At 73.8% G+C, this 13,911-nt stretch carries 10 protein-coding genes; 3 read left to right on the plus strand and 7 right to left on the minus strand.

Going from position 1 to position 13,911, the window contains the following annotated elements:
• Positions 1–177: 177 nt before the first annotated feature.
• Positions 178–2,202 carry a putative Ig domain-containing protein gene (locus OG435_RS03345; protein ID WP_266875195.1) on the plus strand — a complete coding sequence of 675 codons (2,025 nt, stop codon included), beginning with the start codon at positions 178–180 and terminating at the stop codon, positions 2,200–2,202.
• A 124-nt stretch (positions 2,203–2,326) separates the two neighbouring features.
• Here OG435_RS03345 and OG435_RS03350 read toward each other — a convergent pair whose 3' ends face one another.
• Positions 2,327–3,652 carry a CoA transferase gene (locus OG435_RS03350; protein WP_266875196.1) on the minus strand — a complete coding sequence of 442 codons (1,326 nt, stop codon included), beginning with the start codon at positions 3,650–3,652 and terminating at the stop codon, positions 2,327–2,329.
• Positions 3,653–3,889: 237 nt separating this feature from the next.
• Here OG435_RS03350 and OG435_RS03355 point away from each other — a divergent pair, with 237 nt between their 5' ends.
• On the plus strand, positions 3,890–4,828 hold the full coding sequence (locus tag OG435_RS03355; protein ID WP_266875197.1) for an ion transporter: 939 nt from the start codon (positions 3,890–3,892) through the stop codon (positions 4,826–4,828).
• Between the two features lie 83 nt (positions 4,829–4,911).
• Here OG435_RS03355 and OG435_RS03360 read toward each other — a convergent pair whose 3' ends face one another.
• The gene (locus tag OG435_RS03360; RefSeq protein ID WP_266875198.1) at positions 4,912–5,163 is read right to left on the minus strand and encodes a phosphopantetheine-binding protein; all 252 of its coding nucleotides are present in this window, start codon (positions 5,161–5,163) and stop codon (positions 4,912–4,914) included.
• A gap of 112 nt (positions 5,164–5,275) precedes the next feature.
• Between OG435_RS03360 and OG435_RS03365 the strand changes: the two genes are divergently transcribed.
• Entirely contained in the window at positions 5,276–6,058 is a 783-nt protein-coding gene (locus OG435_RS03365; protein ID WP_266875199.1) for a lysophospholipid acyltransferase family protein, read from the plus strand.
• 80 nt (positions 6,059–6,138) lie between these two features.
• On the opposite strand, the gene OG435_RS03370 is transcribed toward OG435_RS03365, so the two are convergent.
• From OG435_RS03370 to OG435_RS03390, 5 genes are all read right to left on the minus strand, one after another.
• Positions 6,139–7,650, minus strand: coding sequence for a hypothetical protein (locus OG435_RS03370; RefSeq protein ID WP_266875200.1), 1,512 nt, complete (start codon positions 7,648–7,650; stop codon positions 6,139–6,141).
• Entirely contained in the window at positions 7,647–9,257 is a 1,611-nt protein-coding gene (locus tag OG435_RS03375) for a lipase family protein (RefSeq protein ID WP_266875201.1), read from the minus strand. The genes OG435_RS03370 and OG435_RS03375 overlap by 4 nt, the downstream gene beginning before the upstream one ends.
• Before the next feature lie 449 nt (positions 9,258–9,706).
• Positions 9,707–11,362, minus strand: a complete 1,656-nt coding sequence (locus OG435_RS03380) for a carboxylesterase/lipase family protein (protein ID WP_266875202.1) — start codon at positions 11,360–11,362, stop codon at positions 9,707–9,709.
• Between the two features lie 126 nt (positions 11,363–11,488).
• Complete coding sequence (surE, locus tag OG435_RS03385) at positions 11,489–12,418, minus strand: 5'/3'-nucleotidase SurE (RefSeq protein WP_266875203.1); 930 nt, start codon at positions 12,416–12,418, stop codon at positions 11,489–11,491.
• A gap of 177 nt (positions 12,419–12,595) precedes the next feature.
• Positions 12,596–13,849, minus strand: a complete 1,254-nt coding sequence (locus tag OG435_RS03390; RefSeq protein ID WP_266875204.1) for an MFS transporter — start codon at positions 13,847–13,849, stop codon at positions 12,596–12,598.
• Positions 13,850–13,911: the final 62 nt, after the last annotated feature.

Genomic DNA, 13,911 nt, shown 5'->3' on the forward strand with positions numbered 1-13,911 from the left:
ATTCCTCCGATGCTCGCGGTACCGGCCCGGGATCACTCTGTTGGCCACCCCGGAGTGCGCAGACGCGGCTCCCCGACCTCCGCACTCCGGGGACGTGAACGGGTCCCGTGCTCCCCCACGGGACGCGCATCCGTACCGGCCTACCCCTCCGGTCCGCCCCCCCATGAAGGGATTTCCGTGCGAAATCTGCCCAACAGGTCCAAGTGGGCCTCCGTTGCCGCGGCCTCGGTCACGGCCGTCGTCGCGCTCGGCGGCCTCAGCGCCCTGCCCGCTCAGGCCACCCAGGCCGCGCGGCCCGGACCGTCCGTGTCCCCGCAGGTCCTCGAGGCCATGCAGCGCGATCTCCGCCTCTCCCCCGAACAGGCCCGCGACCGGATCGCCGACGAAGCGGCGGCCAGCAGGGCCGCCACCCTCATCCGGGGCCGGGTCGGCGACCGGGTGGCGGGCATGTGGTTCGACTCCTCGACGGGACGGCTGAACGCGGCCGTCTCCAGCGCCGCGGACGCCGCGCTCGTACGGGACGCGGGCGCCGTCGCCCATCAGGCCCGCTACAGCCCGGCCGAACTGGCCGCCACCACCCGGGCCGTCAGCCGCGACATCGGCGACGGGATCGCGGGCGTGGTCGCGTGGGGTCCCGACGTGCGGAACAACCGGATCGTCGTCACGGTGGACCGGACGGCGCGCAACGCCTCCACGGACGCCTTCGTGGCCCGCCTCGCCGCCATGGGCGGCATCGTCCACGTCACGGAGACCTCCGACAGGCCGCAGCAGCAGGCCGACGTCACCGGCGGCGACAAGTGGGTGCCGGGCAGCGAGAGCCCGTGCTCCATCGGCTTCGCCGCCACCCGGGCCACCGGGGGCGCCAAGACCTTCCTGACGGCAGGTCACTGCACCAACGACGTCAACCAGGCCGCCTACGGCAAGGACGGGACCCGCGTGGGCACGTCCAACAAGGACGGGCAGAGCAGCATCAACGCCCGGGAAGGCGACATGGGCGTCGTCGACGTGGACCAGTCGGGGTGGAACCTCTCCCCGTACGTCGCGGGCGACTCGACCCACACCGCCATCGCCGTCACCGGATCCGCCGACGCCGTGGTCGGCACCGCGATCTGCCGCTCCGGGCAGACCACGGGCATGCGGTGCGGCGAGGTCACCAAGGTCAACCAGAGCGTGGACTACGGCAGCGTGGTCATCGACGGCCTGTCGTACTCCAACGCCTGTTCCGCGGGCGGCGATTCGGGCGGCGCGTACGTCACCGCGACCGGCGGCAAGGCCGTCGGCCTGCACTCCGGCGGCGGCAGTGCCACCTGCACCTCGGGCAGCGGGGAGAAGTTCACCATCTTCCAGCCCGTGGTCGAGGCCCTGACCCGGTTCAACCTGGCCCTGGCCGTCACCACCCCGCAGCCCGGCAACGTCACCGTCTCCGCGGTTTCGGCCCAGAACGGCGTCATCGGCGCCCGGATAGCCGAGCTGAAGAACACCGCCGAGGGTGGCACGGCCCCCTACACCTGGTCCGCGACGGGCCTGCCCGCCGGCCTGGCCATCGCCTCCGACACCGGCAGCATCACCGGTACCCCCACCACGGCCGGAACCTCCAACGTGACCGTCACCGCGACCGACAACGCCGGCAAGACCGGGTCCGCCTCCTTCTCCTGGACGATCACGACCGCGGGCACCGCCCTGTCCGTGACCAACCCCGGCAACCAGAGCTCCGCCGTCGGCGCCGCGGCCACCCTGACGGTCAAGGCCACCGGTGGCACCGCGCCCTACGCCTGGTCCGCGACGGGCCTGCCCGCCGGTCTGAGCATCGGCTCCGCGACCGGAACCGTCACCGGCACCGCCACCACGGCCGGCACCTCCAACGTGACCGTCACGGCCACCGACAACGCCGGCAAGACCGCGTCCACCACGTTCTCCTGGACCGTCAGCACCGTCACCGGCACCAGCCCCGTCCTGACGAACCCGGGCAACCAGACCGTCTACATCGGCAAGCCCGTCAGCCTCGCCCTCGAGGCCGCCGGCGGCACCGCGCCTTACGCCTTCAAGGCCACGGGCCTGCCCGCCGGCCTGAGCCTCAACGCCGCCACGGGTGTCATCACCGGCTCCCCCACCACCTGGGGCTTCGGTGGCAGCACCCTCACCGTGACCGACGCCGCGGGCAAGTCCTCCTCGGTCAACGTCACCTGGAACGTCTACTTCTAGTCCGCTTGCGGACCCGCCGCACCACCACACCCCGGAGGCAGTCGGCACCACCCGGCGGGGCCCTGGCCAACACCCTGGCCGGGGCCCCGCTTCGGCGCGTTCCCCCGTCTCCCGCCGCCCCGGGTCAGAGCCAGGCGGGCCGGTCCGTCCCCCAGCGGGAGGGGCCCCGCTCCCAGCCGGGGCCACCGAGCGGCGAAGCCGCGTACCGCAGCGGCCCGTACCCCGATGCGCTCTCGCGCAGCCACGGCTCCGGGGTGTACCCCGGTACGGCGGCCCCGGCGCCCGGGACCTCGCGGACCAGCCATGACGCCGTCCCCGCCAGGGAGAACCGCAGGGCCTGCCCACCGCCCTCCGCGAGGGCCCGTAGGACTCCGGCGGCGGCCAGGTACCCCGTCCCGTGGTCCAGTGCCTGCGCGGGCAGCACCCCGGGGCCCTGCTCGTCCCCGCAGACCGCGGAGATCCCGTACCCCGCCTGCACCAGCGAGTCGAAGCCCCTGCGCCCCGCCCAGGGGCCCTGCCGGCCCCACGCGCACAGCTCGGCCACCACCAGGCCGGGCCGGCGCGCCAGCAGTTCCTCCGCGCCCAGTCCGTACCGCTCCAGCGCTCCCGGCCGGTATCCGCACATCACCACGTCCGCCCCGGCCAGCAGCCCGTCGAGGACCGTCCGGTCCCCCGTCTCCCCCAGGTCGAGGAGCGCGGACCGCTTCCCGAAGCCGGTGTCGGCGTACGCGTCGTCCGACTCGGGGAGTCCCGGGGAGTCGATCCGCAGCACGTCCGCGCCGAGCAGTCCGAGCGTCCGGGTGGCCACCGGCCCCGCGATGACCCGGGTCAGGTCGAGCACCCGTAGGCCCTCCAACGGCCGCCCGGTGCCTGCGGGGAGCGCTCCCAGGGGCCGCCCGCCCGCGCCCGGGCCGGTCCGTTCCACGAGGGGTTGCGGCGCGCCGTACTCGCGCGTCACGGCCACCGCCAGCCCGCCCGCCGCGTAGACCTCCTCCTGGACGTCCACGGCACGCCGCCCGGCGATCGCCGCGGCCACGCCCTCCCGGGTCCCGGCGCCGAGTACCCGTACCAACGCGGTTTCGTGGTGGGGGTAGTTGGCGTGCGTACGCACCCACCCGTCGGCGGCCCGCCAGAATCCCGACAGCGGCGCGAACGTCACGGGCGGCCGGCCGTCCACCAGCAGGTGGCGCTCGCTGACGAACGCCGTGGCCACGGCCCCCTCGTCGACCAGCAGCGGGGCCACGTCGTCCGCCCCGCCCCCGGCCCGTACGGCGGCCAGCTCGGCGGCGGCCAGCGCGCACGCGCCCACCGTGGCCCGCGCGAGTTCGCGCACGGGCAGCGGCCCGTCCCCCAGCCCGCTGGGCCCCTGGAAGCCGACCCGCTCCACCAGCTCCCCCGGGCCGCCCAAGGCGGCCCATGCCTGTCCGGTCCCACCGTCACGACTCGTCATGCCCCCATCCTGCCCGCCGCACCGCGGCGGCCGCGGTGCGGACCGCGACCCCGCCGGGCTTGGCGGGCTTGCCGGGTCCCCGATCGGGCGATGTAGCGCTCCAGGGCGTCTCGATTTCCCCCGTACGGCGTTACACGACGCGGAACATGAACATCGCCTCGGCTGCCTCGTCTTCCGTCGCGGCGCAGCCGGCGCGTGCGGGCCGGGGGCGGCCGGTGGCCCGTACGAGGGAGCACGATGACCGACCCGACCGCGGTGGACACCTGGCGTGGAAGGCTTGCCGCACACTGCCGTGACGTGTGCGAGGCGCCCGCGTTCTCGCTCACCGTTTTCGCGGTGATCCTCTTCAACGCCGCACTTCTGGGGGCCGAGACGTACAGCGGCCTCTCCTCCGAGTACAGCGGCCTGCTTTCGGCGACCGAGCGTTTCTGCGTGATCGCCTTCACCCTGGAGATGCTGATCCGGCTGGGCGCTCACGCCGACCGGCCGAAAGCTTTCTTCCAAGACCCTTGGAACGTCTTCGACTTGCTCGTCGTCTCCTCGGCCTTCATCCCGTTCCTTCGGGAGAACACCACGCTCCTGCGACTGCTGCGGCTGGCGCGGGTCCTGCGGACCGCCCGGTTCATGCCCCAGTTGCGGGTCCTGCTGGTGGCGGTGGGCCGCAGCCTGCCCGGTACCGTCAGCTTCCTGTTCGTGGGCGCGCTGATCGTCTACGTGTACGCGATGGTCGGCTGGATCTGCTTCGCCCACCACGACCCGCAGCACTACGGGTCCATCGGCCGGGCGGCGCTGACCCTGTTCCTCCTGATGACGCTCGAAGGGCTCGGGGACGCGGTCCACGCGGGGCTGGCCATCTCCCCGCTGAGCCTCCTCTACTACGCCTCCTACGTGCTCTTCGGATCCTTCGTCCTGGTCAACGTGCTGATCGGCGTGGTCCTCAACGCCCTGGAGGAGGCAAGGGAGATGGAGGAGGAGGCCGAGAAGGAGGAGAAGCGGGCCGCACTCCTGGCCACCCAGTCGCCGCCGGACGCGGCCGACGAGCTCCTGCTGCGGATCGCCGCGGTACGCAGCGCGCTGGACGACATGGAGACCCAGCTCGACACCGTGCACTCCACGTCGGCGGCGATGACGGTGTCCTCCGCGACGCCGGCCCACGCTTCGGCGGGCGCCCGCTAGGGCCGCACCCGAACCCCTCCGGCCGGTCGGCCACCGCCCGGCCGGAGGTCGGCCGGCCAGGCGTGCGTGCCGGGAACTGCGCCTCAGCGAGCGGTGCGGCGCGCGTCGAGGACCGCGGCGAACTCGTCGAGGGTGAGGGCACGGAGCTCCTCCTCGTCGACCTTGATGCCCAGCCGCTCGTGAAGGGCGATCGCCAGCTCCACCACCATGAGCGAGTCGGTGACCAGATCCCGCATCAGGACACCGCCTTGAACCTCCTCCGCCGGGAATTCGAACATTTCAATGAGGATCGCACCGATCAGGTCGACCGAGGATTCTTCTGCGGAAGTGGTCACGGAAGTCATGGTGGTCGCAGAAGTCACAGAAGTCATGGAATCCCTCATTTGCGGTAGTGCGGCCCCGTGCGTCAGGGTGGCGCCGATGGCCGGAGAATCAAGGAGAATACTCGTGTCGGAAAGCGTGACCGGTGTGCTCGAGGTGGGGTCCGCGGAACTCCGGTACGCGAGGGAGTGGCTCGGGGAAGCGGGCGAGGGCGTCTGGGACCGGCTGCTCGACTGGCTGATGGACGATTATTTCCGGCTCGACGTCACCGGGTGGGAAAACATTCCGGAGGAAGGGCCGGCCCTGTTCGTGGCCAACCATTCGGGGGCTTGGGGGCTCGACGCGTTCATCCTCGTCAAAGCACTCGCCCGCCATCTGGACCGCCCTTTGCGCGTACCGTCCGCCGCCCCCGTTTTCCGGTTTCCGGTCATTCGTTCGTACGCCCGGAAAGGCGGCGCCATTCCTCTCGATCCGACGCTCGGGCTGGAACATCTGACCGCCGGGGAACTCGTGGGCGTGTTTCCCGAGGGGACCTCCGGCCTGGAGAAGCCCTTCCGTGAGCGCTACCGGCTGCGCCCCTTCAGCCCCGGGTTCGCGGTGACCGCCATCCAGGCCGGCGCACCCGTCGTGCCGGTGTCCGTCGTCGGCGCCGAGGAGGCCTGCCCCAGGCTCGGCGAGATCCCGGCCCTGGCGCGCCTGTTCGACCTCCCCTACTTCCCGCTCACCCCGCTCTTCCCGCTGCCCGCGAAGTGGCTCATCACCGTGGGCGAGCCGATCCCCGCGCCGCCCCGGCCCGAGTCCTTCGCCGCCCGGTCGGCCGCCTCCCGGCGGCTGTGCGCCGAGGCCCAGGACGCGGTCCAGTCCCTGGTGGACAGGGAGCGGGCCAGGCGCGCGACGCCCTTCTGGTAGCCCCGCCGGGCCGGCGCCGACCGGCGATCGGCCGGGCCCCGTCCGGCCGAAGACCGCCCGGACGGGGCCCGGTTCACGTATCAGTCCACCAGTCGGCGTGCGGCCCGGCCGACACCGTCGGCCGCGTGCGCGCACCGCTCCGCATGGTCCAGGAGGATCATGCGGAAGTCCTCCCCCGCCTCGTCCCGGTCCCAGCCGTCCGCCCCGGCGCAGGCCGCGAGGCTCTCCGCGTGCGCGGCCAGCCGCTCCGCACTGGCCCGCGCGAGGGCCCCGTACGCCCCGGGCGCGCAGCCGCGTACCGGAACCGGCACGGCTGACGGGCTTCCGACCGTCACCCGCCCGTCGCCCGGCCCGCCGGGGAGTTCCGCGAGCGCCACGAGCAGCGAGCGCGGGTCGAGCCGGCCCGGCAGCCGGCCCGCGGTCAGGTGCGGGGAGACCACGAAGGGCCGGGCCGCCGCGGTGATCCCGCGTACAAGCTCCTCGGCGACGAGCACCGCGAGGCGGGTCGCCGCGCACCCTCCGGGTGCTCCGCACAGCGCAGACGGCCAGATGCCCGGGCCGTCGCCCTCCTTCGGTGGAGGGAGCCAGCCCGGCGCGCACAGGATCTCCGTGCCCGCGGCGATCCCGAGGCCTTCCCAGACGAACGGCGCCCGCACCCGGTGGACGGAGGCGGCCACCGGAGGGTAGTGCCGCAGCGCCCGGGCCACGGCCTCCTCCGGAGCGGCCGCCGGGTCCAGGGCGTGCAGGGCCAGGGCCTGCAGGACCGTCGCGGTGGCGGCCTCGGAGACGAGGGAGAGGGCGTGGGCGAGCGCCGCGACCGCGGTGTCCGGGCAGGTGCCCGCCGCGACGAGGCGGCCGGCCAGCGAAGCGGGGTCGGGGCCCTCCAGGTAGCGGGCCGTCCGGCGCCGCAGGGCGGCCGTCAGGTCCGCGCGGGCGGCTCGGTTCTCCGCCGCCGCGGACCGGGCGACGATCGCGCTCAGCAGGGTGTCCTCGGCAGCCGCTTCGCCCGCCACCAGGCGCCGGCTCAGCCGCGCCATCACCTCGTACCAGCCCTGCCACTCCAGGGTGCCGTCCCCGCGCCGGCCCGCGACGGCCTCGTCCACGTCCCGGGCCACGAGGGCGGGCAGCCCGCCGTCCGCTGCGGCGACCTCCGAGGTCAACTCGGTGTGCGGGGAGAGCCCGTACCGGCGCCCGGCGGCCGTGAGCCCCGCGGCGGGCTCCAGCGCCCCCTCCTCGCCGGCCCGGACGAGGAGGGCCTCGCAGACCGCGGGGTTCAGCGGTACGAGGAACTCCCCGAAGGGGGTGCGCACCCGGACCGGGCGTCCGGAGCGGGCGCGCCGCAGGTGTTCCAGCAGGGACCGCGTCACCCCTTCGGGGCTCAGCAGGTCCAGGCCCAGCGCACGGGCCGCGGCATCGCTCCAGGGCAGCCGCCGGGCGACCATCGCGGCGCCGAGCACGGTGCTCTCCAGGGCCCAGGCGCTCTCGGGGGCGGGCGTCGCCCCTGGGGCTGAGGTCATCTCGGGGACGGGCACCATCTCGGGGGCGGGCATCGTCTCGGGGACGGGCATCATCTCGGCTTCTCCCGGGGTCACTTGTCGCGCAGCATGTAGGGCTGGTTGCCGACGATGCGGCCGTCGTAGGCGCCGATCAGCGCGTTGACCTTCTCCCGGTGGTGCGCCATGGGGCCGCGCAGGGTGTCCGAGTAGGCCTGTGGGGCGTGCGACAGGGGGTAGTCGTACGACTCGTCCAGCCAGGCCAGCTCGACCCAGCTGTCGGGGATGCCGTTGGGCGAGGCGGGCCCTCGTCCGTCGAGCATCGGGATCACGTCGTGCTTGTTGACCAGGCTGATCACCTGGGTGGTGTGGTCGGCGGGGCGCTTGCCGTCGATGGGCGAGCCCAGCGTGATCACGTGCGTGACCTGGTAGCGGGAGGAGACCTCCACGTCGGCCGCGAGGTTCATCGCGGTCAGCCCGCCGAGGCTGTGCCCGACGAGCATGATCTCCGACCCGGCCGGCACCCCGGCCCGCAGCAGGAGCTTCCTTGCGGCGCGGGTGTACGTCGTATCGGTGCGCAGCAGCCCGTCGAACGCGCCCACCAGGTCCTGCGGGGTGCTGTTGCTCAGCAGGGCGAAGCTCGTTCCGGGCAGCAGCAGGACGTGGCGGACGGCGCCGTCGGTGCATTCGACGCGGCGCAGCAGGACCAGTCCGTGGTTGCCGAGGGCGCCGATGTCGGTGACGTAGCTGACGATGTCGTTGGCGGAGGTGGCCAGCACCTTGGCCAGGATGGAATCGGCCTCGGCCCGCTCGGCCCGGCCGGGGCCGGGATTGAGGTACTTCAGCAAGGTGCTCGGCAGTCCGAAGAACGGATCGGTGGTCGGCACCCCGCCGGCGAGCGTCACCCAGGAGAAGCCGTCGTTGACGGGGTTCTCGTCGAGCAGGCTCAGCAGGGCCAGCAGCTCCATGATCACGGGACTCACGGTGGTGAGGGCCCGGGTGACCCCGAGGTGCTCAACGAGCGCGTACATGGCGCGCAGCGCCTCCAGCCGGTTCCCGGCCACCACGGCGTCGGTCAGCCGCCTGGCGAGCGGCGCGTCCAGGTTGGGGTGGTCGGAGGCGATCGCGCCGATCCGCAGGGCGAAGGCGTCCACGGCCAGGGCCACGGCGGCCGGCCTGCGGTACGTCACGATCCCGGCAAACCGGGCCAGTTCCCCGAGCAGCCCGCCGTGGGACCCGAAGCCGAGCCCCGACGGGCCGGCCAGCGCCCGGGCACAGGACACCGCCGTTCCGACGGCCCAGCCGGGGCGGCGCAGCGCCTCCAGCGCGAGGCGCCGGCTGCTGAGCGCGCCCGACAGCTCGGCGCCCGCCTGTTTCGCCGTGAGGGCGGCGTCCGCGAGCAGGACCGAGGCCGCGAGCAGCAGCTCGGGATCGGTGCGGGGCGGGGCCTCGGGAGACGGGGCCTCGGTGGACGGGGCCTTGGAGGACGGAGCCTTGGAGGACGGAGCCTTGGAGGACGGAGCCTTGGAGGACGGAGCCTTGGAGGACGGCTCCGGCCGGGCGGCTTCCGCGGGGTCGAAGACCGCTTCGGGGTCTGAGACCTGTCCGGGCTCGGGGGTTTGCGTGGGCTCCGAGGCCCGTAAGGGTGCGGCAGCCCCTGTCGTCTTCGTCGCGCCCTCGGCCTTCGCCGGCGCTGCCGACTCCACCGGCCCTGCCTCCACCGACCCCGCCGCCTGCCCGGCCTCCGCGCGCCCGGACCCGCACGCGGTCCCGGCGGGGTCCGCGGGCGCCTCCGTGGACCCTGGCCCCGCGGGTGTCGAGCGAGCTGCCGTGTCCACCGCTGGTGCGGTCACGTTCCCACCTCCCGTGCCTGCGCAACGGCTTCGCCTGGTTCCGTTGCCCGAACGGACATGCTGGCACCGTGCTCGGTCCGTTCCGCGCGGCAATCCCCGGTCGCCGCGCGGCCCGCACCCGCGCCGTGGACGCGGTGAACCGCCGGATGCCCGTGGGGACCGTGGCCCTCGGGGCATCCGGCGGCTTGGCGGCACCCCCCGGGCCGCCGTTCATTCGGTGATCACCAAGGGATGATCTCCGCGCTCACGCGTTGACGCGGGCGCGGATCACACCTGTACGGACCACCGGGTCTCGTCCCCCGTCAGAGCGGTCGGGAGGGCTGGTCGCGCCAGAAGCCGCACTGGTGCGCGGCCTCGAAGGTCCGGTCGAGCCGGTCCCCCTTGGGTGCCAGGGTCAGTACCGTGCCGCCCGGTCCGGTCGCCGATCCGGTCCCCGGTCCGGTCGCCGGCCAGGCCGTCTGGCCCGGGACCGCGGGAACACCATGGCGGGCGAACGCTCCCCAGTAACGCTTCATCCGTGTCGCCAGGGCGACTTGGACGGCGGTGAGGGAGCGCTCCCCCATGGTGAAGTCGTGCAGGTAGGCGAGCTCGGCGCTGTGCGCGTTCGACTCGTCCAGGCCCGGGACCTGCGCCCCCGCCAGGGTCGGCGAATCGGGGTCATCGAACTCGTAGGCGAAGGTGGGCACTTGCCGGGCGAACGACTGCGCCGTCCGGGCGGTTTCGCAGGCGAAGGTCGAATCGGTCATGACCGCCGACAGTGCCAGGTACGGGGATCCGTGCGCGGCGACCGGATAGCGGGCGAGGATCTCCGGTCCGGCCGCGCCGTAGCCCGCCAGGACCTGCCGCGCGTACTGCTCGGCAGTCAGGCCGGGCTGGGTCAGCGCGACGAAGAAGCGCGCCTCGGAGCGGGTGCTCCCGATCAGGACGGGGACCTTGTTCCAGGCCCCGGCCGCGATCGCGGCGGCCGGGTCCCGCGGGAGCAGCCCGTCGCCCGACGCGGGGCCCGAAGTGGCCCGCGTACGGGCCGCGTCCACCAGCGACTGCCCGGAAGCCGCCCGCAGGCAGGCCGCGATGCCGGCCGGATCGGGACAGCCCGCGCTCGCGGCGAAGGCCCGCGCCTCGGACTCGGCCCGCGCCCCGTCGGGGGTACGCAGCAGCGTGCACGGCCCGCTCTGCAGCACGGCCCGGTGGAAGAGCCCGGCCGCGGACGGGGCGGCCAGCAGTCCGCAGACCGAACCCGCGCCCGCGGACTGGCCGGATACCGTGACCTTGCCCGGATCCCCGCCGAAGGCCGCGATGTTCTCCCTCGTCCAGCGCAGCGCCTGGATCTGGTCCATCAGCCCGAAGGAGCCGGAGCGCAGCGCGTTCTCCCGGCCCAGTTCGGGCAGGCCCAGGTAACCCAGCTGTCCGAGGCGGTAGTTGATGCTCACCACGACGGAGCCGGTCAGCTCCGCCATCGTGCGTCCACCGAACTGCATGCCGGTGCCCTGGCTGTACGCGCCCCCGTGGATCCAGAGGATCACCGGCAGCCGGGCCCCGGCCCGGTCCCGGCCCGGCCGGTACAGGTCCAGGTACAGGCAGTCCTCACTGACGGCCGCAGGGTCGCTCAGCCCGAACGGCGAGAACTGCAGGCAGGCTGGGGCCTGTTCGACCGCTTCGCGCACTCCCCTCCAGCGCGGGGGCGGCTGCGGGGCGCGCAGCCGGTTCTCCCCGACCGGGGCGGCGGCGTAGGGGACGCCGAGGAACTCCTGTGCCCCGTCGTGGGCACGGCCGCGCAGCGCGCCCTGCGCGACGGAGACCACCGGGCGGGACGAGCCGTCCGGGACTCCAGCGGCGGATCTGCCGGGAGACGCGGCCGCCGGGAGCGCGGTCGCGATCAGCGCGGCGAGGCCGAGTACCGTGCCGAGTAAGGGTCTTGACGTGAGAAGCCGGGTGATCCGGTGCGAGGGCCGTGGCATCCGTACTCCTGGGTTCGGGACGATCCGGGGGCGATCCGGGGGCGGGGCGATCCGCAGGTGGGGCGATCCGGGGGGCGGGGCGCGGTATGCCCGCCCCGCCCCCGGAAGGCCGGCTGGTGCGGGGAGTTACGGGCGGAGCCCGGCGAGCAGGGCCGCGGTGACGGCGAAGTCGACCGGTCCGGTGTTCCAGTCGGCGTTCATCGGGCTGACGGCGATCTTCCCGGCGCTCACGGCTTCCACGTCGCTGCCGCGGGCCGGCGTCTTGAGGTCCACCTTCACGCCGACCTTCCAGGTGCCGTCGCCCGCGTCGGTGAAGTCGGCCTTCAGGAGCGCCTGCGCGTCCTGGAAGGTGGTGGCCACGCCGGCTGGGGTTCCCTTGCCGTCGGCGCCGACGACGGGGTGGTTGACGTTGAGGCCGATTCCCTGGGGCAGCAGGGGGCCGCCGGAGCGAGCTCGCGAGCGCAGCCGGTCGATCAGCTTGACCGCGAAGTCGAGCGTCGGGCCCATCGCGTTGACCGTGGTCACGGGGTCGGGAGCGGTGACGCCGCCGGTGCTCAGCGCGATGGCGGGTACGCCCGCGTCCAGTCCGGCGATGGCACCGCCGACCGTGCCGGAGTGAGTGGCGAGCGCGGCCACGTTCGGGCCGAAGTTGGTCCCCGACACGACGAGATCGGGCGCTCGCCCTTCGAACACCTCGGAAAGGCCGAAGCTCACCGAGTCACCGGGGGTTCCGTCGACCGCCCACACCTTCGGCTCGGGGTGGCGGACCGTGAGGGACGGGACGTTGGACGTCTTCGTACCCGCGCCGCTCTGGTTGGTCAGCGGGGCCACCATGGTGACGTCGTGCCCGGCGGCGGTCAGCCGAGCGAAGGCCAGGCGGATGCCGGGGGCGTTGTAGCCGTCGTCGTTGGTGAGCAGGATCCGCAGCGGGGCCGCGGGCACCGGTGCGGGCGCCGGTCCGGCCTGCGGCTCGGCCGCGGCGGCGGGCACCGTACCGGCGAGGGCCGGCGCGCAGAGCAGCAGGGCGGCCAACGGCAGAACTCGCTTGCGTTGCACGGAACGCTCCTTTGAAGAGGGCGGAGAAGCTGAACGGGGTGAGGGTCGGAAAGGGTGGGCCCGGCGGGCTCGCGACCCTCGGCGCGAGCCCGCCGGAGTGCGGGCCGGGCCGCCGCCTGGGAGGGGCGGACCGGAGGATGCGGGGGGCGAGGCCCGGAGGGGACGGGGCCCGGAGGGTCAGCGCACGCTGCGGATGGGGAGGATCGCCAGTGCGCCGATCAGCGAGAGCGCTCCCCCGACCAGGAACAGCGGGGTGTAGCCGCCCAGGGTGGTGACCACGGCGGAGGCGACGAACGGGGCGATGATCTGAGGCCCGGCGTTCGCGATGTTCAGTACGCCCATGTCGCGGGCGGCGTCCTCGGCCCGGGGCAGCACGAGGGTGACGAGCGCGGTGTCGACGGCCATGAAGCAGCCGAAGGCCAGGCCGTTGAGCGCGCTGAAGACGAGCATGCCCGTCCACGTCGGGCTGACGACGGGGACCACCATGACCAGCCCGGCGAGGGCCGCCGAGACGCCGACGAACACCTTGCGACGGTTCCAGCGGTCGGACAGCAGTCCGCCGACCACCGTGGAGACGGCCATCGCGACCATCGACACGGGCGTGAGGATCGCCATGCCGGCCGGCGGGGCCAGCCCCGCGGGAAGCGCGATGTGGTCGTCCAGGATGTAGAGCTGGTATCCGACCACCGAGAAGTACCCGAGGACCATCAGGGCGCGCCCTATGAAGGCCCACCGGAAGTCGTGGTTGGCGAGCGCGGAGAGGAAGGCCTTGAGCTGGGCGCCCTTGGGCGCGGCGGGCGCGTCCGGGGCGGGCTCGGATCGCGGTACGTCCCGGCAGAAGGTGGTGAGCAGGAGCGCGGCGCCGGCGATGACCCCGCCGAAGACGAGGTAGCCGGTGCGCAGGTGCTCCGCGGTCTGGGAGGCGATCAGCACGCCGACCGCGCCGCCGATGGGCAGACCCAGTCCCACCAGCGCGGACGCGGTACCGCGTCGGGCGGCGGGCACCCGGTCGGGCACGATCGCGGTGACGGCGGCCTGGTAGATGTTCATGGTCGCCTGGACCAGGCACCAGCCGATCCCGACGAGCAGTGCGGTACTGACGCTCCCGACGACGGCGAGGCCCACGAGCGAGCCGATCGCGCCGCCCAGGACCCAGGGGTTTCGGCGGCCGCTGCGGTCGGAGAGGGCGCCGGCGATCGGGTTGAACGCGGTGGCGAAGATCGCGCTGATGCCGCCGATCAGGCCCAGCACGGCCACCTTGTCGTCACCGGCGATCTCTTCGATCTGGGTGGGCAGGAGGACGGAGCCGACGCCCATGTAGACGGCCATCATCGCGGAGTTCGCGACCAGCAGGAGGAGCAGGAGCCCGCGTCCGCGGGAGGGTTCGGGATCCGCCTGGGCGGTCGGGTCGATGATCTCGTTCGTAGCCATGACGACTCCTCGGGGGACGGAGCGGGGAGGTGGCGCGGGGGGACCGCCGGTGCGGTGCGCGG

The sequence above is a fragment of the Streptomyces sp. NBC_01264 genome, assembly GCF_026340675.1.
In the GTDB taxonomy this organism is placed as follows: Bacteria; Actinomycetota; Actinomycetes; order Streptomycetales; family Streptomycetaceae; genus Streptomyces.

Excerpts from the sequence above, each read along its gene's own strand:
- OG435_RS03350 (WP_266875196.1), bottom strand. The coding sequence starts at position 3,652 with ATGACGAGTCGTGACGGTGGGACCGGACAGGCATGGGCCGCCTTGGGC.
- OG435_RS03355 (WP_266875197.1), top strand. The coding sequence starts at position 3,890 with ATGACCGACCCGACCGCGGTGGACACCTGGCGTGGAAGGCTTGCCGCA.
- OG435_RS03380 (WP_266875202.1), bottom strand. The coding sequence starts at position 11,362 with ATGCCACGGCCCTCGCACCGGATCACCCGGCTTCTCACGTCAAGACCC.
- OG435_RS03390 (WP_266875204.1), bottom strand. The coding sequence starts at position 13,849 with ATGGCTACGAACGAGATCATCGACCCGACCGCCCAGGCGGATCCCGAA.